This window comes from Deinococcus yavapaiensis KR-236 (assembly GCF_003217515.1).
Classification (GTDB): Bacteria; Deinococcota; Deinococci; order Deinococcales; family Deinococcaceae; genus Deinococcus_A; species Deinococcus_A yavapaiensis.
Map to the genome: position 1 here is coordinate 69,751 of NZ_QJSX01000005.1, position 23,250 is coordinate 93,000.

At 65.2% G+C, this 23,250-nt stretch carries 26 protein-coding genes; 18 read left to right on the forward strand and 8 right to left on the reverse strand.

The genetic code is table 11. The features are described 5' to 3' along the window. The first annotated feature begins 145 nt into the window (after nt 1-145). On the forward strand, nt 146-736 hold the full coding sequence (gene coaE / locus DES52_RS07675; RefSeq protein ID WP_110886408.1) for a dephospho-CoA kinase: 591 nt from the start codon (nt 146-148) through the stop codon (nt 734-736). Here coaE and DES52_RS07680 read toward each other — a convergent pair. The 5 genes from DES52_RS07680 to DES52_RS22855 form a co-directional block, all read right to left on the reverse strand. Further along, complete coding sequence (locus DES52_RS07680; RefSeq protein WP_110886222.1) at nt 694-2,373, reverse strand: CTP synthase; 1,680 nt, start codon at nt 2,371-2,373, stop codon at nt 694-696. The two genes, coaE and DES52_RS07680, sit on opposite strands and share 43 nt — an antisense overlap. Before the next feature lie 134 nt (nt 2,374-2,507). Further along, on the reverse strand, nt 2,508-3,218 hold the full coding sequence (locus DES52_RS07685) for a PulJ/GspJ family protein (RefSeq protein WP_110886223.1): 711 nt from the start codon (nt 3,216-3,218) through the stop codon (nt 2,508-2,510). After that, complete coding sequence (locus tag DES52_RS07690) at nt 3,215-3,634, reverse strand: prepilin-type N-terminal cleavage/methylation domain-containing protein (RefSeq protein WP_110886224.1); 420 nt, start codon at nt 3,632-3,634, stop codon at nt 3,215-3,217. Before DES52_RS07690 ends, DES52_RS07685 begins: the two co-directional genes overlap by 4 nt. Continuing rightward, nucleotides 3,627-4,100 carry a pilus assembly FimT family protein gene (locus DES52_RS07695; protein ID WP_170130941.1) on the reverse strand — a complete coding sequence of 158 codons (474 nt, stop codon included), beginning with the start codon at nt 4,098-4,100 and terminating at the stop codon, nt 3,627-3,629. The genes DES52_RS07690 and DES52_RS07695 overlap by 8 nt, the downstream gene beginning before the upstream one ends. After that, nucleotides 4,097-5,827 carry a hypothetical protein gene (locus DES52_RS22855; protein WP_170130942.1) on the reverse strand — a complete coding sequence of 577 codons (1,731 nt, stop codon included), beginning with the start codon at nt 5,825-5,827 and terminating at the stop codon, nt 4,097-4,099. The genes DES52_RS07695 and DES52_RS22855 overlap by 4 nt, the downstream gene beginning before the upstream one ends. Before the next feature lie 130 nt (nt 5,828-5,957). Here DES52_RS22855 and DES52_RS07700 point away from each other — a divergent pair, with 130 nt between their 5' ends. Genes DES52_RS07700 through DES52_RS07715 form a run of 4 tightly spaced genes read left to right on the forward strand, consistent with a single transcriptional unit; the run spans nt 5,958 to nt 9,371 of the window. Next, nucleotides 5,958-6,533 carry a C39 family peptidase gene (locus tag DES52_RS07700; RefSeq protein WP_110886226.1) on the forward strand — a complete coding sequence of 192 codons (576 nt, stop codon included), beginning with the start codon at nt 5,958-5,960 and terminating at the stop codon, nt 6,531-6,533. Continuing rightward, a complete protein-coding gene (gene tsaB, locus DES52_RS07705; RefSeq protein WP_110886227.1) occupies nt 6,530-7,054 on the forward strand; it encodes a tRNA (adenosine(37)-N6)-threonylcarbamoyltransferase complex dimerization subunit type 1 TsaB in 525 nt (174 codons plus the stop codon). The genes DES52_RS07700 and tsaB overlap by 4 nt, the downstream gene beginning before the upstream one ends. A gap of 1 nt (nt 7,055) precedes the next feature. Beyond that, entirely contained in the window at nt 7,056-8,231 is a 1,176-nt protein-coding gene (locus tag DES52_RS07710; protein WP_245900805.1) for an alanyl-tRNA editing protein, read from the forward strand. 45 nt (nt 8,232-8,276) lie between these two features. Next, a complete protein-coding gene (locus DES52_RS07715; RefSeq protein WP_211317879.1) occupies nt 8,277-9,371 on the forward strand; it encodes a DoxX protein in 1,095 nt (364 codons plus the stop codon). Between the two features lie 17 nt (nt 9,372-9,388). On the opposite strand, the gene DES52_RS07720 is transcribed toward DES52_RS07715, so the two are convergent. After that, on the reverse strand, nt 9,389-10,735 hold the full coding sequence (locus DES52_RS07720) for an MFS transporter (protein ID WP_484068172.1): 1,347 nt from the start codon (nt 10,733-10,735) through the stop codon (nt 9,389-9,391). Nucleotides 10,736-10,944: 209 nt separating this feature from the next. Between DES52_RS07720 and DES52_RS22860 the strand changes: the two genes are divergently transcribed. The 5 genes from DES52_RS22860 (at nt 10,945) to DES52_RS07745 (ending at nt 15,425) form a co-directional block, all read left to right on the forward strand. Beyond that, a complete protein-coding gene (locus tag DES52_RS22860; protein WP_170130943.1) occupies nt 10,945-11,115 on the forward strand; it encodes a hypothetical protein in 171 nt (56 codons plus the stop codon). Nucleotides 11,116-11,224: 109 nt separating this feature from the next. Beyond that, entirely contained in the window at nt 11,225-11,461 is a 237-nt protein-coding gene (locus tag DES52_RS07730) for a hypothetical protein (RefSeq protein WP_110886231.1), read from the forward strand. A gap of 160 nt (nt 11,462-11,621) precedes the next feature. Next, entirely contained in the window at nt 11,622-13,271 is a 1,650-nt protein-coding gene (pgm, locus tag DES52_RS07735) for a phosphoglucomutase (alpha-D-glucose-1,6-bisphosphate-dependent) (protein ID WP_110886232.1), read from the forward strand. A 104-nt stretch (nt 13,272-13,375) separates the two neighbouring features. Then, entirely contained in the window at nt 13,376-14,449 is a 1,074-nt protein-coding gene (locus tag DES52_RS07740; RefSeq protein WP_170130944.1) for a GGDEF domain-containing protein, read from the forward strand. 49 nt (nt 14,450-14,498) lie between these two features. Continuing rightward, a complete protein-coding gene (locus DES52_RS07745; RefSeq protein WP_110886234.1) occupies nt 14,499-15,425 on the forward strand; it encodes an MBL fold metallo-hydrolase in 927 nt (308 codons plus the stop codon). 30 nt (nt 15,426-15,455) lie between these two features. On the opposite strand, the gene DES52_RS07750 is transcribed toward DES52_RS07745, so the two are convergent. Next, nucleotides 15,456-16,235, reverse strand: coding sequence for a DUF4388 domain-containing protein (locus tag DES52_RS07750; RefSeq protein WP_110886235.1), 780 nt, complete (start codon nt 16,233-16,235; stop codon nt 15,456-15,458). A gap of 291 nt (nt 16,236-16,526) precedes the next feature. Next, nucleotides 16,527-16,994 carry a hypothetical protein gene (locus DES52_RS07755; protein ID WP_110886236.1) on the reverse strand — a complete coding sequence of 156 codons (468 nt, stop codon included), beginning with the start codon at nt 16,992-16,994 and terminating at the stop codon, nt 16,527-16,529. Nucleotides 16,995-17,083: 89 nt separating this feature from the next. On the opposite strand from DES52_RS07755, the gene DES52_RS07760 reads away from it, so the two are divergent. The 8 genes from DES52_RS07760 (at nt 17,084) to DES52_RS07795 (ending at nt 23,227) form a co-directional block, all read left to right on the forward strand. Next, nucleotides 17,084-17,728 (forward strand): response regulator, encoded by a 645-nt coding sequence (locus DES52_RS07760; RefSeq protein WP_110886237.1) that lies wholly within the window; start codon nt 17,084-17,086, stop codon nt 17,726-17,728. Next, nucleotides 17,721-17,975, forward strand: coding sequence for a hypothetical protein (locus tag DES52_RS07765; protein ID WP_170130945.1), 255 nt, complete (start codon nt 17,721-17,723; stop codon nt 17,973-17,975). The genes DES52_RS07760 and DES52_RS07765 overlap by 8 nt, the downstream gene beginning before the upstream one ends. A gap of 9 nt (nt 17,976-17,984) precedes the next feature. Next, the gene (locus DES52_RS07770) at nt 17,985-18,839 is read left to right on the forward strand and encodes a serine hydrolase (protein ID WP_110886409.1); all 855 of its coding nucleotides are present in this window, start codon (nt 17,985-17,987) and stop codon (nt 18,837-18,839) included. A gap of 103 nt (nt 18,840-18,942) precedes the next feature. After that, complete coding sequence (locus tag DES52_RS07775) at nt 18,943-19,803, forward strand: c-type cytochrome (RefSeq protein ID WP_110886239.1); 861 nt, start codon at nt 18,943-18,945, stop codon at nt 19,801-19,803. Nucleotides 19,804-19,816: 13 nt separating this feature from the next. Further along, entirely contained in the window at nt 19,817-20,479 is a 663-nt protein-coding gene (locus tag DES52_RS07780; protein ID WP_110886240.1) for a Rieske (2Fe-2S) protein, read from the forward strand. Next, nucleotides 20,476-21,783, forward strand: a complete 1,308-nt coding sequence (locus DES52_RS07785; RefSeq protein ID WP_110886241.1) for a cytochrome b — start codon at nt 20,476-20,478, stop codon at nt 21,781-21,783. Before DES52_RS07780 ends, DES52_RS07785 begins: the two co-directional genes overlap by 4 nt. A gap of 127 nt (nt 21,784-21,910) precedes the next feature. Then, complete coding sequence (locus DES52_RS07790) at nt 21,911-23,023, forward strand: SGNH/GDSL hydrolase family protein (RefSeq protein WP_170130946.1); 1,113 nt, start codon at nt 21,911-21,913, stop codon at nt 23,021-23,023. 9 nt (nt 23,024-23,032) lie between these two features. Continuing rightward, the gene (locus tag DES52_RS07795) at nt 23,033-23,227 is read left to right on the forward strand and encodes a hypothetical protein (protein ID WP_110886243.1); all 195 of its coding nucleotides are present in this window, start codon (nt 23,033-23,035) and stop codon (nt 23,225-23,227) included. Nucleotides 23,228-23,250: the final 23 nt, after the last annotated feature.

A 23,250-nucleotide genomic window follows, 5' to 3' on the forward strand; every position in this document is an offset into this window, starting at 1 on the left:
CTGCGACATGTGTCGCAAGAGCGCTGTCTTCTTGCCCATTTCATCCCGGCAATGATATAAATCGCGCGCAATGAGAGAGTGAACACGATCTGAGAAAGCTGACTTCAGAGTTGTCGGTTCACAGGACGCGCGGGTCATAATGAACATGATGACGAGGCGATTGGGGCTCACAGGCAGCATCGGCGCCGGGAAAAGCACCGTCGCGCGGCTTCTGCGCGCTCGAGGTTTCACGGTGCTCGACGCGGACGAGATCGCGCGGGAAGTGTCTCGCTCTCACGAGGTGCTCGCCGAGGTAGCAAGCGCGTTCGGCCCGCAGTACGTTCACGAAGGCGACCTCAATCGCCCCTTGCTGTCGAGCCTCGTCTTTTCGCAGCCCGAGCAGCGGGCCGCGCTCAACGCGATCGTCCATCCGCGCGTACGAGCGGAGATGGAGCGGCGCGAGCGCGAAGCGGGCACTTCGTGGGTCGTGCAAGACGTGCCCTTGCTCTTCGAAGGCGGACTCGACGCGCGCATGGACGCCATCATCGTCGTGGACGCGCCCCTCGAAGCGCGCGTCGCGCGGGTGATGGCGCGCGACGGCCTTTCGCGGGAAGCGGTCCTGGCTCGGGACGCGGCACAGATGCCCGCCGAAGAGAAGCGCCGCCGCGCCAGCTGCGTGCTGGTCAACGACGGCGACCTCGCCTCGCTCGAGCGTCAGCTCGACGCGGCGCTCACGGCGATGGGCGCGTCGAGCTGACGCTCTTCGCGGCGATGCGCCAGCGCGGCGCGGATGAACCCCACGAAGGGCGCACTGGGACGCATCGGGCGGCTCTTGAATTCCGGGTGACTCTGCAAGCCCACGAAGAACGGGTGGTCGGGCAGTTCGATCGCTTCGACGAGCCCCGCTCCGCGGCCCGCCATGCCAGGCGTGACGCCCGAAACGACGAGGCCCGCCGCCTGTACCTTCTCGACGTACGCGGGATTGACTTCGTAACGGTGGCGGTGGCGTTCCATCACCGTGCCGCCGCTCGGCACGCCGTACAACTCGGCGAGTTTGGTGCCGCCGCGCAATTGCATGGGCCAGTCTCCGAGACGCATCGTGCCTCCGAGGCCCGCCACTTCGAGTTGCTCGGGCATGAGGTCGATGACTTTGTGCGGAGAGTACGGATCGAACTCCGACGAGTTCGCCCGCTCCAAGCCGATGGATCTCGCGAATTCGATCACGGCGATCTGCATGCCGAGGCAGATTCCGAGGTACGGCAACTTGGTGTCGCGGGCGTACGAAGCCGCGCGAATCTTGCCCTCGATGCCGCGAATCCCGAAGCCGCCGGGTACGAGCACGCCGTCCGTATCAGCGAAGTGGCGCTCTAGATCGCCGGGGTCCGATTCGTTGGCGAGTTCCTCGGCGTTCACCCACTTCACGTTGACGCGCGCTCCGTTCGCGATGCCCGCGTGCGTTAAGGCTTCCAGCAAGCTCAGGTACGCGTCGGGCATCGCCGTGTACTTCCCGGCGATGGCGATCGTCACCTCACGCGGCGGCGTCTTGATGATGCGCGCCGCTTCCTGCCACACGCCGAGGTTCGGCAAGATCGGCTCGAGGGCGAGATGCGCCTCCACGACCTTGCCGAGCCCCTGCTCCTCGAGGGCGAGCGGCACCTCGTAGACGTGCGGCACATCGTACGACGTGAAGACGTTGCCGGGCCGTACGGACGTGAACATCGCGATTTTGCGCGTGATGTCGTCGGGCAGCCTCTTCGCCGAGCGGACCATCACGATGTCGGGCGAGATCCCGACGGCGCGCAAGCTCGCCACCGAGTGCTGCGTCGGCTTCGTCTTGAACTCGTGCGACGTCGGAAGGTACGGCACGAGGGTGAGGTGCAGGTAGAGGGTGTTCTCCTCGCCCTCGTCGAAGCGCAGTTGGCGAATCGCCTCCAGGAACGGCAAGCTCTCGATGTCGCCGACGGTCCCGCCGACTTCGACGATCACGATCTCCGCGCCCGCCTTCTCCCCTGCCACGCGAATACGGCGCTTGATCTCGTCGGTGATGTGCGGAATGACCTGCACGGTTTGGCTGAGGTAATCGCCCGCACGCTCCTTGCGAATGACTTCCAAGTAGACCTGACCTGTCGTGATGTTGCTGCCTTCGGGCACGTCGAGGTCGAGAAACCGCTCGTAGTTGCCGATGTCGAGGTCCGTCTCGGCGCCCGACGCCGTCACGAACACCTCGCCGTGCTCGTACGGACGCATTGTGCCCGCGTCGATGTTGATGTACGGATCGATCTTCACGGCCGTGACCTTGTAACCGCGGGCTCTCAGCAGCGCGCCGAGCGAGGCGGTCGCGACGCCCTTGCCAAGGCTCGACACCACGCCGCCCGTGACGAAGATGTACTTCATGTTCAAGTCCCCCTGCTTTTCGCGAGCTCGCGCCCGACGATCGAATGGCGTCAAAAAAAGACAGCACAAAAGAAAAAACCGAAGACGCTCGGCCTTCGGGACTTCATGCTAACACGGATCTCGGGACGAAAGCTTCACCGCGCGACGTTTCGAGGAAAGGCGCTCGTGCGAAGCGGCGTGACGCGCACGACCTTACCCGAAACGCGCCGCGCGAGCGCGATCGTCACCTCGACGCCGTCCCCCGTGCGTGCGAACGGCGACACGCTCGAATCGAGAAAGTCGCACACGATCAAGCCGACGCCGGTTGGCTGAAAGCTCACGGGAACGGCCGTGAAGTCGGGAGGACTCGGGTAGTACGAGCGGTATTCCATGAGCACCCACGCCGTCCCGTCGTTCGTGGCGTCGGCCCCCGGGTTGTTGCCGAGCGCGGCGTTCGCCGTGAGGACGGAGCGCTTGACCGGGTAGTAGGCGTAGAAGGCGTAGCAGCCCTCCGAGCGATAGGCGGGATGGCAGTCGACCGAGGCGTCCCTCGGCGGCAAGATCAACGCGAGGATGGGGTCGGTGCCCACCGTCCACGTCTGCCCGCCTGTCGGTCGACGGGACGTGAAGCCGCTGACGGACAAGCGTAAGGTCGAGCCGGTCGGATACACGTGAACGGCCTCGCGAATTCGGGCGGTCACGACGGCCGACGCGAGCGACGCTTCCGAGACGAGTTCCGCGCGAGCGGACAGGTCTGCGCTCGCCCTCGCCGACGTTTGCAACACGCCGATCAGCACCAAGCCCAGCGTCGCGGCGAGGCCGAGGGCGAACAGCATCTCCAGCAAGGTGAACCCCCTCGACTTCATCGGCCCTCCGGCCTCGCCACATCGAACACGAGGATCGTTTCTCCGAGCGCCACGCGAACGCGCAGCAAGGCGGGCGGATGAAGTTGAAACGTCGAGCAAGTCGAGGCAGGCGTCGGGCCGCTCGAACCGTCGAGCGCCGACGCCGTCACGCGGACGTTCGCATCCACGGTGACCCCGCAGCGCCCCGCGTAGTTGGCAGGGTTCCTCCACGCCGCGCGTACGCGCTCGGACGCTTCGAACAGGCGCGCGTCGAGGGTGAGCGACGTTTCACTGGCGCGCGCCATCCCGAACAGGCCCGACAGAGGCGCGACCACGGTCAGCACGAGCGCGAGCAGCGCAAGGGCGACGAGGACTTCCACGAGGGTGAAGGCCGTCTCGCGCGACGTCGGCGGGCGGTGCCGAGGCGCGTCACTCATCGCCCGTCACCATCACCTTTCCGGTGATCCCGACGATTTTGACGAGCAGAGGCCGTGTTCCCGGTACGCCCTCCACGCGCAGCACCACCCCGATCGCCGCCGCCAGTTCCGCGTACGGCGGGGTGTACGTGACGATTACTCGTCCGACGGGGCAGGTGACGCACACCAGCCGCGTCCCAGAAGGTAGGACACGTGAAAGCGACCGATTGCCGCTCGCCATCGTGTAACCGACCGTTTCTCGCGCTTCTGACGGCCACGAGAAGACTTGGACGAGCGACGAGCGCACTGCCTCGAAGCGAGCGGCGCGCAAATCGGACGCGACGAGGAAGGCGGCTTCTCGCACGGCACCTTGACGCACGGCCCTCGTGGCAACGAAGAAGCCGACACCGAGCACCACGCCCAGGATCGCGCACACGACGAGCGCTTCGAGCAGCGTGAAGCCCGCCGAATCGCGTCCTTGCCTCACGGAACTTGCCTCCAGGTGCCCGGCACGGCGAACGTGGACGTGTCGACCGTCCAACGAGCTTCGCGCGGAAAAGCGGGGGGCGGCGTGCGGTCGTCGTGGATGACGTCGAGCCGTACGGCGAGAGGTCGAGGTGCACGCTCGGCGACGCTGCCCAGCAAGTGCAGGGTCGGGGCCGCGACCGCGGGGCATGCGGCGATCGACGCGCACGACGGTGTGGCGAGCCCTCGTCCGTCGGCGAGCACCGCAACGTTGGCGTGCAACGAGAGGTCGCTCGATCGGCTCGGCAGAATCGAGAGGTCGCCGCCGAGCGCGACGAGACCGAGGCTGTTGATCGCAGAAGGCGTGACGCGAGGATCTTGCGAGAACGTGACGTCGTCACCCACGCCGATTCCCCCGAGGGCCACGATCGAGATCCTCGCCGAGTTCGAAACGTCCGGAGCGTTCGAGCCGTCTCCGCGCATGTCACGGACGTCTCCCCGGACGAGGACGACGCCCGAAAAGGCCACACCCGACTCGGCGAAGTTCTCGCCGCGCCACACGTCCCACAGTCCGTCTTCTCGCGCCCGCAAGGACGTCGTGCCGCCGCCTTGCGTGACGTCGACGATTTGACGACCGTCGCGCACGGAGAGGACGAGGCGGTCCACGTTCCCCTCGATGGTCAAGCCGCTCTCCGACAGTCGCGCGCCCGACGTCGACGAGGCGGTCGTGACGTCGTTCAGGACGTCGCCGGGCGTCGGAAACACGACCGTGGGCGCGTCGAAGGTCGGCGTGGACGCGAACATCTTCGGGCACGCGAGAAGCGAAGCGCATCCGACGTCTCCCGTCACGTTAGCGGACGAACTCGCCGTGGAGAACGTTCCGTCGAACCGTGCGAAGGCGGTCGGAGTCATCTCGAACACGGGTGCGGCGTTGGAATGGACTGGCCCGACGAAGTGATCGCCCGCTCGAAAGGAATTGGCTTCGTTCGTGGTGGACGGCGCGTCGCGCAACACGGCGAAGCGGTGTAGGGAGCGTCGGGCGATCGTCACGACGAGGTCGTCGGTCGTGTCGACGCGCACGTGACGACGAGCGACGACTTGACCGTCACGCTCGACGGTTCCGACTCCTTCGAGGGTGACGAGACGAAGATGCAAGCGGTACGTCGCGTCGCTCGTGCGTTCGGCAGCCGAGGGTCGCAGCACGACATTCCAGCGGGCGTGACGAACGAGGCTCGAGTCGGCGTCCAGAACGACGTCGCGTTCGCGTCCGAACAGCACGTCGCGCCAGAACGCCGCCGCGTCCTCGCCGTCGGGATAGGCCGTCGCGGGGGCAAGCGCCGTGAAGACGTCGAGCGCCCCGTCGCTCGCCTGCTCGCTGGCGTTGCAACGCGCGCCGTCGGCGGTGTCCCGCCAAGGATGTTCGCCGCAGAAGCGCGACACGAGGGCGTCGAGTCGCGGCGCGGCATCTTCGTCGGAGATACGGACGGTGTCGAGGACGCGTCGAAGGTCGGCGAGGTGGGCGCGTGCATGCGCGAGACCGGATTCGGCGGCGAGTTGGGCGGCGACCGCGTCGTGTCCGTCGGCGGCGCTGACTCGGGTCGTGAGGGTGAGCGCGAAGGTGACGACGACCATGCCAGCGAGCAGCAAGGCCAGCATCAAAACGGTGAGGATCAGGGCGGCGCCGCTTCGAGGCGACCTGGTGAGGCGTAAGGATCGAGGATTGGAAGCGTGAGGCGTGAGGCGCGACATGACGACGCGTTGTAGTGTCGATATATGAAGGCGGGCTAAAGGCAGTGCTCAAGATTCGCGTCACCTCGACATCAATGGGAGAATTCGGGAATGTAACAGATTCCCGAAGCGGCGTGAGGTATGTTAAGGCGTGCTTTCGCGCTTTTCCCACCTTTTGTTCATCTGCTTGTTGTCGGCGAGCGCGGCCTTTGCCCGGCCCGCGAGCGCCTATCTGCCCGACCTCGCCTTCGTGCATCAGACGTACAACAACTGCGGTCCAGCCTCGATCGTGAGCGTGCTCGGTTACTACGGCCTCAAGGCGGACCAAAGCGAGCTCGCGCGCGTTTTGCGGCCAAGAGGCGGCTACATGACGGCGGACGTGATCGATCCGTTCCTCAAGCCGTATGGCCTGCGCGCCACGCGCTTCAAGCGCGGCGAGATCGAGCACATTCGCCTGCTGGTCGCGCAGGGCATCCCGGTGATCGTCCTGCAATGGCTCGACCGGGTGGGCGGCATTCCTCACTTCCGCGTCGTGCGAGGTTACGACGACAAGCAAGGCGTTTTCTGGATGGCGGATCCCATCTACGGGCCGAACGTGTACGTCGACTACCACGACTTCGAGAGGTTGTGGGCGGTGTACGGACAGGAGTTCATTCCCGTGTATCCCGAAGGCTGGCAAGCGAAGATCGAGAAGATCCTCGGGGTGAAAGGCGTGCCGCGCGGATGATCCTGTCGATCGAGACGGCGACGCCGTTCCTCGTCGTCGGGCTCGTCGGGCAAAGCGTCGCCGACGAGCGGGTCGAGCGCGTGGAGCGCGCGCACGCCGAGCGATTACCCGCCATCGCCGAGGACTTCCTTCGACGCGACCTCGATCTCGTCGTGATCGGGACGGGACCGGGCTCGTACACCGGCGTGCGCGTCGGCGCGAGCTACGCGCTCGGCGTGGCGCGCGCGCGCGGCGTGACCGTCAAGGGGGTGAGCACCCTCGAAGCCATCGCGGCGAAGGGCGAAGGGCCCGTCGCCGTGTCCCTCGACGCGCGCAAGGACTTCGTGTACGGCGCGCGGTACGAAGTCGCGAACGGAATCGTGACAAGAGTGATCGACGAGCCTGCCAAGCTTTCCCTCGCCGAGTTCGAGGCGCGCGCGAAAGGCTTTTCGTGGTTGCGCGACGAAGCGCCGGGCGGCGTGGCGCTCGCGCGCCTCGGCGAAGCGCGGGGCCGCACGGATTGGGCGCTGTCATACTTGTAGCGTGACCGAACTGCTTTTCCGACGAGATCCCTACGCGACGATGTTCGAAGCGACCGTGACCGAGGTGCGCGGCCACGACGTGCTTCTCGACCGTACCCTCTTCTACCCCGAGGCAGGTGGGCAAAGCGCCGACGAGGGCGTTCTTCGTAGCGTGAGCGGCGAGGCTCGGGTCGTGGACGTTCGGAAGGACGGCGAGGTCGTGTGGCACACCGTGGAGGGTATCGTGCCGAGCGCCGGGAACGTCGTGACGGGCGAGCTCGATTGGCCCGTTCGTTACCGCCACATGCAACGCCACACGGGCGAGCACCTTCTCGCGCAAGCCTTCTTGCGCGTCAACGACGCTTTTCGCGTCGAGGCGGTGTCGATGCGCTCGCCCACCTGCACGATCGACTTGCGAGGTGATCCCACGTTCGAGGATGCACGCGCCGCCGAAGCGATCTTGCGGGAGGTGGCGGCGAAAGACTGGCGAGTCGAGGCGTTCGAAGTGCCGTCCGGGGAACTGTCTGCCTTTCCGCTGCGCCGTCCGCCGAAAGTCAGCGGGCTCGTGCGCCTGGTTGGCGTACGAGACGCCGACGGCGGGTGGTGGGAGATGAGCGCGTGCGGCGGCACGCACTTGAAGTCGACCGCGTTCGCCTCGCCGATCGTCGTGCTGGGATTGGAGCGCGTCAAGGGCGGTTTGACGCGCGTGTCGTTCATGGCGGGCGACGAGGCGACGGAGTACCTCGGTCGCGTGTACCAAGACGCGAAGAGTGTCGCGCAGAAGCTCAGCGTGCCCGTCGAGAAGCTCGTCGAGCGCTTCGAGGCGACGCTGCAAGACGCGGCGAGCACAAAGCAGGAACTGGAGCGGGCGCGCTCCAGTTGGGGCGAGACGCTCGCGGCGGGTTCCGAGCGTCTCGGGCACGCGCGTTTCGTGCGCGTGCCCGACGTGGCGCTCGTCGTTCACGTTCTCAAAGCCTTCTTGGATGAGCCGAGCGCTGTCGGCATCGTCCTCTCGCCCGAAGGGCGTTGCGGCGTGGCGAGCACCCGCCAGGACGTCCACGCGGGCAAGACGTTGCAAGCGCTGCTCGAAGCTTCGGGCGGGCGCGGCGGCGGCAAGCCCGACGTGGCGCAAGGTCAGACGGCGAGCCTCGATACGTTCGAGGACGCGGCGCGATCGTTCGCCTCAACGCTCGTTTAGGCGATCTCGCTGGAAGGCGGGCGGCGCGCACGACACCTTGGAGAAGTGATTCGACGTCTGCTCGCCTTGCTGCCCCTGTCGGCTTCCGTCGCCTTCGCACACGAGAAGTGGTTTCACGACGCCACGCGCTTCCCACTTCGCTGGGATCTGTTCTTCACGCCGTTGCCGCTTGCCCTCGTAGGCGCCGTCTTGATCGTGACGTTGCTCGCGTGGCTGTTTCAGCGGGCGCGGGGCGGGCAGGGATTCTTGCCGGGCTTTTTGGTGTTCGGAGCAACGCAGCCACGTCTCACGCTGCTGTACGCGGTCATCCCGGCGATTCTCGCCGTTCACTTGGCGGTGCCGCTCCTCGTCAACGGCGTGGAAGGCACGCTCTTCTCGCCGAACAACGAGCTGCAAGGCGGCTGGGCGTACCCGTTGGGCTTGCTGCAAGTCGGCGTGGCGCTCGCCTTGTTCTACGGAGGCTTCACGCGCATCGCCGCGCTCGTCCTCGGCGCGATGTGGATCGCTGGCCTGTTCGCCGCAGGCTTCTCGGACACGCTCGACAACATCCATTACCTCGGCTTCGCCGTGTTCTTCTGGCTGGCGGGACGCGGGCCGATCTCGGTCGGGCGGCTCGTCTTGCCTCGCATGGAGCCGCCCGCCGATCTCGCGCGCTTCGCCGTGCCCGCCTTGCGGATCTTCACGGCGCTCAGCCTCATCTCCGTGGCGTTCAGCGAAAAGTTCGCGAATTTGCCGCTCGCGACGTCCTTCCTAGGCGAGTACCCGCTCAACGTGGCGGCGAACTTCGGCCTCGGCTTGAGCGACACGAACTTCGCGCTGCTCGCGGGCGCGATCGAATTGCTCGTCGGGCTGTTCTTGCTCTTCAACATCTTTCCGCGCGAAATCATCCTCATCGCGTGGCTGCCCTTCAATCTCACGTTGACGGTCTTTCGTTGGCAGGAGCTCGTGGGGCACTTGCCGTACTACGGCATCATGGCGTTGCTGCTGGTGTGGTGGCAAGGCCGGGAAAACGAGGACGCGTGGCGACGCGGTCTGCACGAATCGATCGTTCCGTCTCGTCCGCATGCCGACGAGGGCGCCGTGCTGCCCGACGACCACGGCGTGAAGACGAAGCGGGGCGCCGCCGCGTCCGGCGACTGAACTCGGCGAGCGGAGCGTCAAGCCGGCACCTCGCTGGGACGACGCAGACGCAGCGCGAGCGCGAACGCGACGATCACGAGGACGACGGCGAGGATGAACGCGTGGCGCAACCCTTCGGCGAGCGCTTGGCCTCCTCGCGCGAAGCCTTCCCCGATCAGCAAGCCCATCAAGGCCACACCGAGCGCGCCGCCCATCGTGCGCGAAAACAGCACGGCCGACGTCACGGCGCCGAGCTCGCTTTTCGGCGTCGCTCCCTGCACGGCGATGAGGAGGCTGAACATCGCGAAGCCCATGCCGCTTCCGGCGAGGAAGCCGGCGGCGGCGAGCGCAGGAATCGGAAAGCCGATGAGCAAGGCGAGCGCCGCGTACGCCACGATCAGCAGGGCGTGCCCGAGAATCACGAGCCGCGTGAGCCCCACGCGCAAAGCGACGCGTGACGCCACGATGCTCGTGACCGTCCATCCCACGAGCATCGGCGTGAGGATGAGGCCCGCCTGCGTCGCGCCTCCGCCCGTGACGCCTTGCGCGTACAGCGGCAGGTACGATACGGACCCGAAGTACGCGGCGCCCGCGAGAATGTTGTTCAGCACGCCGACGCGGGGCAGGCGCAGGCGCAGGGAGCTGATCGGAAGCAGCGGTGAGGCGTGCCGCAACTCCACGAGCACGGCGAGCGCGAGCATCACGAGTCCCACGGCCACTTCGGCCCAAACCTTGAGTTCCAAGCCCCAAATCAACAGGCCGCTGCCGAGCGTGAAGAGGATCGCGCCGCCCCAATCGAGCGACACGCGGCCGCGGCCGGGCGATTCGCGCAAGAAGCGCCACACGAGCAGCGCGGCGATCACGCCGAACGGCACGCTCATGTAGAAGACGAGGCGCCATGACGTCGAATCGACGATGAGTCCGCCCAGCAGCGGCCCGAAGAGGCCCGAGAGTCCCCACACGCCGCTGATGAAGCCTTGCACCCTCGCGCGGGTTTCCATCGTGTACACCTCGCCGATGATCGTGAACGTCAAGGGCTGGACGGCGCCCGCTCCGACGCCTTGCAGCGCGCGCGCGACGATCAGCCACGACATGGAGTTCGCCGCGCCGCAAAATGCCGATCCGATCAAAAACAGGATCACGCCGAGCAGATAAAGGTTCTTGCGGCCCAGCATGTCCGACGCGCGCCCCCACAGCGGGCTGCTGACGGTGCTGGTGAGCAGGTACACGGCGAACGGCAAGGCGTACAACTCCTGGCCCCCGAGGTCGCGAATGACGCTTGGCATGGCGGTCGCGACGACTGTGCTTTCCAACGCGGCGAGAAAGATCCCGACGACAAGGCCGGAGGTGGCGAGACGACGATCGGACGGCGAGGAGGAAGTCACGAGGGCGATCATACGCCCGCTCACGCGACGACTCCGTGAAGGCCGAGTCAAACGATGTTGCGGGCGAACGTAGGCGAAGCAGCGTAGTCCTCGTAAGCCTGCGACCCGCGCTCGGCGTAGTCCTTTCGTGGCATGCGCATACGACCCGCACAAACGACAATGACTTCAGAAGCGGACGAAGCGCCGCTCGATCTCAATAGGAGCCCAAGATGAATCACCTTCTGGAAAGTCAGCTCGCGACTCTGCGCGTTCAGCAACTGCGCATGGAAGCTCGGCAAGATCAACTCGTCAAGGAAGCAAAAATGGAGTCGCGCGGCGATCTGCTCGCCCGTCTCGGCCTCGGTCGCCCCGAGGGGAAAGTGCAACCCGCCCGAGCATGAGCCACCTGCCGATTCTTCGTCGAGGCCGCCAAAAGCGGCCTCGACGCTTTTGTAGGAAGCTTTAGATCCCCCTCATCGTCGACGTGAGGGGGATCTCCACACTGGCGCTATGCCTTCTTCTCGACACGACGAATTGACGATTCACACGTCCGCCGATCCTCGCTTCACGACGCGCGCGGTGGTGGAAGCGCCGAGCGGCCTGTTCCTCGTGGATCTCGGCGAGCGCCCGTACTCGGAAAACGAAGGCGTGTCGTATGACGAGACGGCGTTCCTCGCGGCGATCACCGATGCTTACCGTGAAGGACGCGGCAAGCCCGTCGACAGCGTCGACGAAGCGTTTCGCTGAACCGAAACGAAGCGGCCCCGCTTCGCCCTCCCGGCGACGACGTGCGCGGGCCCTCGTCTTGCCGCCTCGGTAAGGCGGTCGGGTAACCTGATGACGTCGTGTTCGACGCTCGTCTTTCGCACGCTTGATTCGAGTCACTCAGGTTTTACCAGGAGATGCCATGACATTGCACGAACTCGCCGGTCGCCTCGCGCCCGCCGCTCTGCTCACGAACGTTCCGCGCCTCGTCAGCGCCTACTACAGCGAGCATCCCGACGCCGCGGATCCCGCGCAGCGCGTGGCCTTCGGAACGAGCGGGCACCGCGGCACGTCGCTGAACGCGTCGTTCACGGACGCGCACATCGCCGCGATCAGTCAGGCGGTCGCCGAACAGCGCCGAGCGGAAGGCGTGACAGGACCGCTCTTCCTCGGGATGGACACGCACGCGCTCAGCGAGGCCGCGTGGACGACGGCGATCGAAGTTCTCGCGGCGAACGACGTGGAAGTGCGTTTCGAGGCGGGCCGTGGCTTCACGCCGACGCCGCTCGTATCGCACGCGATCTTGACGTACAACAAGGGCCGCTCGCAGCAACTCGCGGACGGGATCGTCATCACGCCGAGCCACAACCCGCCGCAAGACGGCGGCCTGAAGTACAACCCCCCGACGGGTGGACCCGCCGACACGAGCACCACCAAGGCCGTTCAGGAACGCGCGAACGAACTGCTCGCCAACGGTGGAGCGGGCATTCGCCGTGTACCGCTCGCGCGGGCCCTTCGAATGCCGAACGTCGCGGCGTTCGATTTCGTGACGCCCTACGTCGGCACGCTGAGCGAAGCGGTGGACCTCGAGGTGATTCGCGCGTCGAGCCTCAAGATCGGCGTGGACCCGATGGGCGGCGCGAGCCTCGCGACATGGGAGCGTCTCGCGGAGGACTCGGGGCTGAACCTCACGATCGTGAACGACCGCGTTGATCCCACGTTCGCGTTCATGCACGTCGACAAGGACGGCAAGATCCGCATGGACTGCTCCAGCCCGTACGCGATGGCGGGTCTGCTGAATCTGCGCGCGGACTTCGACGTCGCCGTCGGCAACGACCCCGACGCGGATCGGCACGGCATCGTCACGAAGGACGGCTTGATGAATCCCAACCATTTCCTGGCGGTGTGCGTGCGCTACTTGTTCGCGCACCGAACGGCATGGCGCGCGGACGTCGGGGTCGGCAAGACGCTGGTGTCGAGCGCGATTATCGACCGCGTGACAGCCGAGTTGGGACGGCGCTTGGAGGAAGTGCCCGTGGGCTTCAAGTACTTCGTGCCGGGCTTGCTGTCGGGCTCGCTGGGATTCGGCGGCGAGGAAAGCGCGGGCGCGTCGTTTCTGCGGCGTGACGGCACTCCGTGGACGACCGACAAGGACGGCATCGTGCTCGGCTTGCTGGCCGCCGAGATCGCGGCCGTGACGGGGCGGGTGCCGAGCGAGCACTACCGTGAAATCGAGGCGAAGCTGGGCGCCAGCAGTTACGCGCGTATCGACGCGCCCGCCAACGCCGCCCAGAAGAAGGTGCTGTCGAACTTGTCGCCCGAACTCGTGACGGCGACGAGCCTCGCCGGAGAGCCGATTCTCGCGAAGCTCACGCGAGCGCCGGGCAACAACGAGCCGATCGGCGGCTTGAAGGTAACGACGGCCAACGCCTGGTTCGCCGCGCGTCCCAGCGGCACCGAGGACGTGTACAAGATCTACGCCGAGAGCTTTCTCGGCGGCGAGCATCTCGCCACGGTGCTGAGCGAAGCCAGAGAAGTGGTCGACGGCGCGTTCTCGGCGGCGGGCCTTTGATTCGCGGGCGAATCAAGCCGAGCCCGGACCGAGTTTAAAGTACACTTTCGGAAGCGCCCTCGGCTCGCGCTGCCTGACTCATGAGGTCCTCGACCAAACCGACCATGATCGAATCGGACTCGCCGCTCGGGCGTCTGAAGCGGCGCACGTACCTGTCGGTATTGGTCGTCGCGGTCGTGGGAACGCTCGCCTCGCTCGGATTGGAATTCTTGCAAGGCACGCTGTTCGAGCCGAGCTTGTGGCCGCGCGGAGCCGCCCTCGCGCTCTACTCGTGGTTGCTCTGGGCCGTTTTCGCCAAGCGGGTGGAACTACACCTCGTCGAGGCCATCGGCTTGTACGGCATCAGCGTGCTCTTCTTGTGGCAAGTCGTGCTGGAAGCTCTGGCAGGCCATCCGACGCCTCCCTCCTTGCACCTCACCCTCGTCGCGATCGCCGTTTCCTGCTTGATCACCGTGAGCCGCGACGTGGCGGCCCGCTTCATGGCAAGCCTTTACGTCACGTCCTTCGCGTTGCCCGCGCTCGTCGCGCTGGCGCGCGACGAGCCGGTCACAAGCGCGCTCAACCTCGACTTGCTCGCGATCACCGGAGCGGTGCTGGCCTTGCTGTTTTTCCTGTCGACGTACAACCATCACCTCGGGCAGCAGCGTTTGGAAACCGAGGAGATGCGGCGCCTCGCGTTCACGGACGCCGTGACGGGCGTCGCCAATCGCCGCAAGCTCTACGAGGTGCTGAACGGGACCCTCAAGACGGGGGTCAGCATCGTGCTCCTCGACCTCGATCATTTCAAAAGCGTCAACGACCGCTTCGGCCACGAGGCGGGCGACGCCGTGCTGCGCGAAGTGGCGCGCCGCCTGCGAAGCGAGTTGCGTCCGCACGACTCGCTGGGTCGGTGGGGCGGCGAGGAGTTCCTCGTGGTGCTGCCCGACACGTCCTCGTCCGAAGCGGCGAGCGTCGCCGAGCGCTTGTGGCGCGCCCTTCGCGCGCACCCCTTTCGCCGCGCGGGCCGCGTGACCGGCAGTTTCGGCGTGGCGACCGCGCGCACGGGCGACTCGACCGACCGTCTCGTTAGCCGGGCGGACGCCCGCTTGTACCAAGCCAAGCAGCTCGGACGCGACCGCGTCGTGTGGTCGGACGCGAACCACCCGATGTCCGAGACGACCCTCATCCTTGAAGAGTGACTTGACGTCGTTCACACGCGTCCCGCACTTCGCACACGGACGATGAGGCATGTCGACCTTCCCGACTCGAGGAGGCGTGCAAGAAGCGCGGCCCGACGTGGCGCGCGTTCGCACCCTCATGGTGAACACCTTCCTGCTCGGCGAGCCGGGCGGACCGTGGATTCTCGTGGACGCGGGCCTGCCAGGATTCGCGAACACCATCAAGCTCGCCGCGAAAACTCGGTTCGGTATCCGAAAGCCCGACGCGATCGTGCTCACGCACGGGCACTTCGATCACATCGGCAGCCTGGGCGAACTCGCGCGCAGTTGGGACGTCCCGATTTACGTTCACCCACTCGAACGGCCTTACGTCACGGGCGAGTCCGCGTACCCGCCCGGCGATTCGAGCGTCGGCGGCGGATGGATGGCAAAGCTTGGCCCGATGCTGCCGCCCGGTCCCTTCGATTTCGGCTCGCGCGTTCGCGACCTGCCCGCCGACGGCAGCGTTCCCGGAGCGCCCGGTTGGCGCTGGCTGCACACCCCCGGACACACACCCGGACACGTTTCGCTGTGGCGAGAGCGCGACCGGACCCTCATCGTGGGAGACGCGTTCGTCACGACCATTCAAGAGTCGCTGCGGGCGTCACTGTCCGAGCGGCCTCGCATCGTGCGGCGCCCGCCCGCGTACTACACGCCCGATTGGGACGCGGCGAGAGAAAGCGTGCGTCGTCTTTCGGCGTTGCAGCCCGAAGTCGCCGCGACCGGGCACGGCGAGCCGATGAGCGGTTCACCGCTGCGTTCGCAACTCGACATTCTCGCTCGAGACTTCGAGATCCTGGGACGTCCGCACGTCGGGCGGTACAGCACAGTGCCCGCACGAGCCGACGAGCACGGCGTCACCTTCGTTCCGCCGCCACCCGCGTCGAAGCCCAACCTGACCCTCCTCGCGGGCGGAGCGGTCCTGGGATTGCTCTTGCTGCGTCGACTCAGAAGTTGAGAACCGAACACTCGCCGAAGGCGGCGAGAATCAGTGCGGCGGGATGTTGCGACGCTGGGCTTTGTGATGATCGAGTTCCACCGCCAATTCCATCATGAGCCGGGCCGTGGAGCGCGAAATCGACTGAGGCATGGCAGCGAGCACGTACGGCTCGAGCGGTACGAAGGTGAACCCGCCGTGCTCGTGCGCGTCGGCAGAGAGCACAGCTTTCTTGAAGGCCGTTTCGCCGCCCATCTTCAGGTAGTGCGCCTCGACGACGTTGCCTTCGCGCATGAACAAGTGCGCGTCGATCGGGCCGATGTGCAGCGTCAACAGTCCCGTCTTGCGGTTGTGGTTGAGGCTCGTCAGCATCTCGAAGACGGGGAACACCGAAAAAGCACCGCTGAGTTGCACCTTCGGCATTTCGGCCATCTGCATCTCGGCGGCGAGGATGACCTTCTCTTCGGGCACTTCCTTGTCGATGTGCAAGCCCAGCTTGCGGTCGAGTTGCGCCCACAATTCAGCGGTGTCCAAGGTCGCGTCGAGGGGCACGTCATGCCTTCCCGGTGGAAACGGCGGCTCGCCTCGCTGCAAGTACGCGAACTTCGTCTCGACGAGTCCGGGCAGGCTCCTCACGAGAAAGCGGAAGTCGACCAGGCTTTTGTCCTCGAGCGTCTCGGCGCACACGATAGTATGCGGTCGGAGATCCTCGAGGCGGCGGAGGGCGTGAAAGGCGTTACGGGCGCGCTCGACGGTGTGGCCCTCGTCGTGCGCCTGCAATTCCAGCCGAAGCATGTTGAGTTCGTCGCGGTATACGAACAGGATTGTCACGAGAAGGCTCCGGGGCCGTTTGGAACGAAACGGCGTTCGAGAAGGACGAGTACGCTCTCACTATAGCGGCAGTCGTTCATGAAGCTTACACTTTTGCGGCGGAGAGAGTACGTCAGGCAGCGACATGCCGGGACCTTGTCGCCTTTCTCGTTCGCACTCTTAGAGACTCAATTGGTAGGAGGGGCCAGAGGACGAACCGACAAAGCGACCCGGCGCCTTCGCTCGGTCATTCGAACCGAATAGCGTCACACGCGTATGCAAGTCGAAGCGAACTGCCAACAAACCTTCGCCTCAGCGCGCTCGGTCTGGCACGAGCAGCCAGCGAGCCAAAAGCGGGCCGTCGAACAAGCCGAACACCGAGCGCTGAACCATGGAGTTGTACACGCCGTTGTAGATCGGCACGGGCAAGTCGCTCGACGGATACGTCGCCTGAGACCCGATGACCTTGAGGGGAAAGGAAAGTGCCAGCGCCGTCACGACGACGAAGCCCAACAAAGCGCCCCCCATGCCCCCCACGACGAGATGCCACGACCGAGGCGCGATCATCCACGTCAATCGTTCGGTGAGGACCGAGGTCGCGAAGCCGAGGGCCAACGCCACCACGACGCCGAGCCACGGTGACGGTAACGCGTTCGTGAGCAGCAAGCCCAGCAGCGCGGCTCCCGCCCACGCCGCGCCCATCAGGCCTCTACGAAATCCCAGTACGGTCAGGGCCGCCCACAACGTCGCGAGCAGCGCGTCGAACCAAGTCAGCATCATCCGTCATTCTACGCTCACACGTTCCTCAGAAGGGTGCGAAATGTCAAAAGTTCAGGGTCGCCGCGCTTCCACTGCCATAAAATGAATTCATGATTCGAGTGCTGCTCGCCGATGATCACGCCCTGTTCCGTCAAGGCCTCCGAAGCCTGTTGGAAAGCGAGGGGTTGCGCGTCATCGGAGAGGCCACCAACGGCCGCGAAGCGATTCGCTACGCCGCCGAGACCCATCCCGACGTGATTCTCATGGACATCCAGATGCCCGATCTCGACGGCGTGAAGGCGACGCAGGCCATTCTCGAGATCGATCCCACGGCGCGCGTCATCATGATCACCATGTACCGCCAAGACCGCTACGTCTTCGAGGCCGTCAAGGCCGGAGCGCGCGGCTACATCCTCAAGGACGCCGACGCAAGCGCTTTGCTCGACGCCATTCACCGTGTCGCCGCCGGAGAAGCGCTGCTCGACTCGGACCTCGCGCAAAACGTCCTCGACGACTTTCGCGACAAAAAGGAAGTCTTGCCGTCCGAGAAGCACGCCGACCTCAACGAACGTGAAACCACGATTCTCAAGTTGCTCGCGCAAGGCTACAGCAACCAGGAGATCGCGCTGCGCCTCGACATCTCCGAAAAGACCGTGCGCAACCGCCTCTCGGAGATCTTCACGAAGTTGCAGCTCAACAACCGCACGCAGGCGGCCCTGTACGCCATTCGGGAAGGCATCGCCAACCTTGAGTAAGCGCAAGGCCAGCGTCCGCCCGGAGTCGTTCAGGGCGGTGAAGAGGGTGTACCGCGCGGGTTGCGGTCGGTCGTGGGAGCTCGTGTCGGAGGCGTCCGACTTCGCGTACACCCGCCAAGAGTTCGCCGATTGCCCGACGTGCCCGCACCGCGTCGAAGCTCCCGAGAGCGGCGCCTTCTGCACGCTACGGCCGCAGGACGCCCCGCATCCTTTCGCGAGCTTGGCGTCCTTGAAGCTCACGGAGTAGCGTTTGGGCGTGACCCAGATCGCGGAATCCCTGCTGGCGCGCCATCCCGGCGCGGTGTCGATCATCGTTCGTGACGCCGAGACGGGCGACCTTCTGTTCGAGCGATCGCCCGACCGTCCCTTTCACGCCGCCTCCACCATCAAGGTTCCCTTGCTCGTACGCGCCCTTCAGCGTGTCGACGAGGAGTCGTTGTCTCTCGACGAGCGCCGCGAGATGCGCTCCAAGGATCAGGTCGGAGGGGCAGGGGTGTTGCACGAACTCGGCCCCGGTCTCGCCCTCACGCTGCGCGACTTGTTGACGCTCATGATCATCGTGTCCGACAACACCGCGACGAACATCGTCATCGACCTTCTGGGAATCGACGACGTGAACGCCTTTTTACGCGCGCAAGGATTCACGGTCACCGATCTCGTCGGCAAGCTGCAACTTCCCAGCGAGCGCCACAACGAGCGCCAGCGGCGCGGCGAACGCAACCGCGCGAACGCTCGCGAGCTTTGCGAATTGCTGTACCGTTTGACGCGAGGCACGCTGCTCTCCCCTGCCTCGACGGCCCTCGCGCTCGACATTCTGCGGCGTCAGCAGCTCAAGGACATCATCGGACGGCGAGCGCCTCGAGACGCGGACGGTGAGCTTCGCTTCGAGATCGCCTCCAAGAGCGGCGAACTCCGGGGCGTGCATCATGACGTCGGCGTCGTCCGCACCAAGCGACCGCTCGTCATCGCGGTGCTGAGTGACGGCGGCGAAGATCCGCGCGAGCATCCGGAAAACCGCGAGGTGGTCCTGTTGGCGGAAGTTGTCAGTGTCCTCATGGAGCGTTTCGGGGACATTACGCCCGGCAGTCCTTCCTTAGACTCGATTCGATAGAAGACGTGTCTCTCGGCTTGGAGCGCACTTGGGCGTGCGTGATATGCTGAGTGATACGGGCGTCACAATCGCGCCACACCAGGAGTGAGGGTCAAGGAGAGAGATGGAACGGAACGACGCGGTCATGCCAGGAGTCGCGATTGTGGTCGCGGCATTGATGTGGGTCTTGTTGCTGTGGTTGTTCAACAACGAGACCCAAGTCCCGAAAGTCGAAGTCAACCCACAGTTGAAGGCGGCGGCGGCCAAAGAATGGCCGACGATCGGCAAGAAGGTGTTCGAAGGCGCGCAACCCGCGTGCGCCGGTTGCCACGGTGTCGCCGGTCAAGGCGGCGCGGGACCCAAACTCGTCGGTGATGAGCACGTCGACGACACGGGCCTCATCGTCAACAACATCCGCAAGGGCAAGGGCATCATGCCCGCGTACCCCAACCTCAGCGACGCCGAGATCATCGCCGTTACGAACTACATTCGTAACTCGTGGGGTAACAAGTACGGCGTCGTCGGTCCGGAAGTGCTGCAAGCGGCCGTCTCCAACATCGGCCCCGAAGTGCTGCGCGTTCGCTCGCGCTTCGTTCCCGAGGACATCAAGCTTCCCGAAATCTTCCTCGGCACCTTCGTGATGGTGCTGCTTACCTACGGCGTCATCGGTCTGTTCAGCGTGTGGGCCGAAGGCACCGAGTTGCACGTCGGCATTCACAAGAACCGCTCCAACCCGATCGCCGTGCTGTTCTTCGTCGCGACGGTCGTGAGCGCCGCCATCTTCTCGATCCTCTTCGCCATTCAGATCGTCAAGACCCTCAGCGGTCAAGCAGCCGATCCGCCCGCGCAGCCGAGCGTCACCACCGAAGGCCTGTATTCGGCCATGATCTTCCTGAGCCTGGCGGCTGCGCTCGGCATCTACATGAAGTACTTCAAGGACAGCCAAGTCCTCGTCGAGGACGCGAGCGGCGAGTTCCCTTGGTAACCCGGAGCCAAGAATGACCAAATTCAAGCGAGTCGATCCTGAAATCAGCCGTCGCAAGTTCGTGAACTGGGCGCTCGGCATCTCGGCGGGCATCAGCGGCCTGGGCTTCTTGTCCATCGTCGGCAGCGCCCGTCCCGCCAACCGACAAACGCCCGACAAGCTCGGGCCCGTTCCCGGCGACATCCTCGTGCACGCGGAAGGTGAAAAGACCGGCCAGCCCGTCTCGGTCGCCGAGTTGGAGCGCAATCCCGTGCGCGCCTATCCGCAAGGCAAGGACAAGAGCGGCAAAGCTTTCTTGCGGCAAGGCGACCAGCAAACGAACCTCGTCGGCATCAGCAAATTCCCGGAAACCGAGCTCGGCACTGCCACGAACAAGCAGGCGGCGCCGCAAGGCATCGTGGCGTACAGCCTCGTGTGCCAGCACCTCGGTTGCCAAGTGAACTGGCGTAACGCCGACCAGACGCTGCTATGCCCGTGCCACTCGGGTGATTACGACATGCGCAACGGCGCGAAAGTCCTCGGCGGCCCGCCGCCACGTCCTCTCGCGCAACTCCCGCTCCGCGTCGACGGCGACAACCTTGTCGTGGCGGCGACTTTCTTAACGCCACCTTATGGCGTCGCCGAAGGTGATTTCGAACAATACAAGCAACGCGTCGAGGAGGCGAGCAAGGCATGAACCAATGGCTTGACGAACGTCTGAACATCTCGCGCTTGAACGACAAGTTCTTGCGCAAGGCCTTCCCCGTCCACCACTCGTACTTCCTGGGCGAGATCACGCTCTTCTCGCTGATCATCCTGATTCTCACAGGCGTCCTCTTGGCGCTCTTCTACGAGCCGAGCCAACGTCTCGTGCCCAATCCTCTCGACCCGGGCAGCGCCACTCAAGTGCCCGCCGCGTACGCCTCGGTCATTCAGATCAACGCGTTGCCGTACGGCGACATGCTGCGCCGCATTCACCACTGGACGGCGAACATCATGATGGCCGCCGCCGTGCTGCACATGATGCGCATCTACTTCACGGGTTCGTACAAGAAGCCGCGCGAAATCAACTGGTGGATCGGCGTGCTGCTGCTGATCTTCACGGCCCTCACGGCCCTCACCGGTTACAGCTTGCCGTTCGACAACTACGCCTTCACGACCATCAAGGTCATCTACGGAATCGCGGGCTCGATTCCCTGGGTCGGCGAGTACATCGCGCAACTCGCGTTCGCAGGCGCATTTCCCGGCGACCGCCTTATCGCGCGCATGTACGGCTACCACATCATGCTGCTGCCCGGCGTTCTGCTCGGCCTGACCGCCGCGCACATGCTGCTGATGATCAAGCAGAAGCACACGCAGCCCGGCTACGCCAAGCGCATCGCGTACAAGAAGATCGTCGGCGTGCCCTTGCTGCAAGACCAAAGCTTCATCATGGTGATGCTCGGCTTGCTGCTGCTCGGCGTGATCATGCTCTTCAGCGCGTTCATCCCGGTGCACCCCGTCGAGTACTACGGTCCTCCTTCCAACAACACGCCGCCCATCAAGCCCGACTGGTACTTCCTGTGGATCTTCGGCATCCTCGCGATCCTGCCGTCCACGCTGGAGTTCAAGCTTCTCGGCGGCACCTTCAACTCCGAGTTTCTCGGAGGGGTGCTCGGCGCCGGCCTCGTCGTCCTCGTGTTCCTCGCTGTGCCCTTCTTGGATCGCTCCAGCGGCAAGGAAATGCACTACTACTCGGAGAACCCCACGGAGTACCCGAAGCGACTCGCGGCGGGCATCGCCATGACGACCTTGCTGATCGTGCTGAGCGTTGCCGGGTACAAGCCTGAGCTCATCGGCTCGGGCCTGCTGACGAACGAAAACGCCAACCCCTTCTTCTGGATCGCCTCGATCGCCCTGCCGGTCTTGATGTACTTCCTGACGCTCGGCATCGTGCGCATGATCAGAACTCTTCGCGAAGCGGACGTGCGCGATCAAGCGAGCGCCGCCGCCGACGACTGACCTCGGTGTTTGGAAACGCGCCGCGTCTCACGACGCGGCGCGTTTCTCTTGCAGCCACAGCGCGAACATGAAGACGACTTGCACCGCTCATGCTCTTTACTTTCACGCGTCTTATAACAAATTCGACATGAAAGGCTTTCTTTTCGGCGGCTTGACGTTGGCGCTCGCCGCTTGCAGTTCGATCTCCTCGATGTTTCCTCCTGCGCAAAGCCAGCCTCCCGTGGTGGAGAGCGGCTTCAGCGGTTATGTCGCGCTCGGCGATTCGCTCACGGCGGGCGCTCAGTCGGCGGGCCTCACGGCGAGCGGGCAATCGGCGGCGTACCCCGTCGTCTTGTCACGCTGGGCGGGCCATCCTATCAACGCGCCGCTCACCAACGATCCAGGCTGTCCTCCACCTTTGGGAGGAAGCCTGACCGCCGCGTCGTGCACCCGCGCCAACCCCGGCGCGGTCGTGTCGAACTTCGCACTGACCAGCGCGCGCGTCGCCGACCTCACCAGCACCACGAGTGCGAGCGTCGGCGGCGAGGCGCAGGCGCGTTTGTACAATTTGGTGCTGGGGGCCAATCGTACGCAGGTCGAAGCGGCGTTGGCGGCGCGGCCGAAGTTCTTGTCCATTTGGATCGGGGCGAACGACGTGCTGGACGCCGCCCTGTTCGGAGATCCGTCTCGAAGCACTTCGCCGACCGAGTTCCAAGCGGCTTACCGCCGCTTGCTGACGCAGCTGCAACCCCTGGGCGCGAAGACGGTCTTGATCACCGTGCCCGACGTGACAGCCATGCCCGCCCTCATCCCCGGGCCGAAGCTCGCGCAATCGAACTTGAAGGTCCTCACGACGATCTTTCCGAACTTGCAAGTCGACCGCGCGAGTTGCGCGGCGAGCGAGAACTTCGTCTCCGCCTCCACCCTCATCGACGCGGGCTCGAACGGAGGCGTGGTTTCGTGCAACGCCCCGAGCGCGCTCACCCCGAGCGAGGCCGCCACAATTCGCGCGACCGTCGGCGCCTACAACGCCAGCATTCGTGCGCTCGCGGGCGAGTTCGCCGCGAAAGTCCTGGACGTATCGACCCTGCTTCCGACGGCTGCCGACACGAACGTCAATCTCGACAACGTCATCGCGCCCTTCGGGCCGGACTTTTCGCTCGACGGTGCCCATCCCAGTGGAGTGGGACAAGCCAAGATCGCTCGCACGCTCGGTGCGTTCCTCAACGCGCAGTTCGGCACCGCCATCTCTTTGCCGTAACATTTCGTCATGGATGACGGCTGGAATCACCTCGCTCGGCTCGCCCGCACCTCCTCGCTCAGCCTCGACTCCGTCGAGGACGCCAGCGAGGAGGCGCTTCGCTCGTTCGCTCGAGAGGTGCTGTCCGAGTTGGTGGCACGCGGCCTGCTTGTAGGCAGCGAACCGATCGGGTGCCACGCACGGCCCCGTGAGCGCGGCAACTGACGATCAGCGCGTGCGCTAAAATA

Bases quoted from the DNA above. Each gene is read 5' to 3' on its own strand.
- DES52_RS07785 (WP_110886241.1), top strand. From the start codon at position 20,476: ATGAACCAATGGCTTGACGAACGTCTGAACATCTCGCGCTTGAACGAC.
- pgm (WP_110886232.1), top strand. From the start codon at position 11,622: ATGACATTGCACGAACTCGCCGGTCGCCTCGCGCCCGCCGCTCTGCTC.
- DES52_RS07795 (WP_110886243.1), top strand. From the start codon at position 23,033: ATGGATGACGGCTGGAATCACCTCGCTCGGCTCGCCCGCACCTCCTCG.
- DES52_RS07730 (WP_110886231.1), top strand. From the start codon at position 11,225: ATGCCTTCTTCTCGACACGACGAATTGACGATTCACACGTCCGCCGAT.
- DES52_RS07790 (WP_170130946.1), top strand. From the start codon at position 21,911: ATGAAAGGCTTTCTTTTCGGCGGCTTGACGTTGGCGCTCGCCGCTTGC.
- DES52_RS07685 (WP_110886223.1), bottom strand. From the start codon at position 3,218: ATGAAGTCGAGGGGGTTCACCTTGCTGGAGATGCTGTTCGCCCTCGGC.
- DES52_RS07755 (WP_110886236.1), bottom strand. From the start codon at position 16,994: ATGATGCTGACTTGGTTCGACGCGCTGCTCGCGACGTTGTGGGCGGCC.
- DES52_RS07740 (WP_170130944.1), top strand. From the start codon at position 13,376: ATGATCGAATCGGACTCGCCGCTCGGGCGTCTGAAGCGGCGCACGTAC.
- DES52_RS07745 (WP_110886234.1), top strand. From the start codon at position 14,499: ATGTCGACCTTCCCGACTCGAGGAGGCGTGCAAGAAGCGCGGCCCGAC.
- coaE (WP_110886408.1), top strand. From the start codon at position 146: ATGATGACGAGGCGATTGGGGCTCACAGGCAGCATCGGCGCCGGGAAA.
- DES52_RS07760 (WP_110886237.1), top strand. From the start codon at position 17,084: ATGATTCGAGTGCTGCTCGCCGATGATCACGCCCTGTTCCGTCAAGGC.
- DES52_RS22860 (WP_170130943.1), top strand. From the start codon at position 10,945: ATGAATCACCTTCTGGAAAGTCAGCTCGCGACTCTGCGCGTTCAGCAA.
- tsaB (WP_110886227.1), top strand. From the start codon at position 6,530: ATGATCCTGTCGATCGAGACGGCGACGCCGTTCCTCGTCGTCGGGCTC.
- DES52_RS22855 (WP_170130942.1), bottom strand. From the start codon at position 5,827: ATGTCGCGCCTCACGCCTCACGCTTCCAATCCTCGATCCTTACGCCTC.
- DES52_RS07690 (WP_110886224.1), bottom strand. From the start codon at position 3,634: ATGAGTGACGCGCCTCGGCACCGCCCGCCGACGTCGCGCGAGACGGCC.
- DES52_RS07775 (WP_110886239.1), top strand. From the start codon at position 18,943: ATGGAACGGAACGACGCGGTCATGCCAGGAGTCGCGATTGTGGTCGCG.
- DES52_RS07780 (WP_110886240.1), top strand. From the start codon at position 19,817: ATGACCAAATTCAAGCGAGTCGATCCTGAAATCAGCCGTCGCAAGTTC.
- DES52_RS07680 (WP_110886222.1), bottom strand. From the start codon at position 2,373: ATGAAGTACATCTTCGTCACGGGCGGCGTGGTGTCGAGCCTTGGCAAG.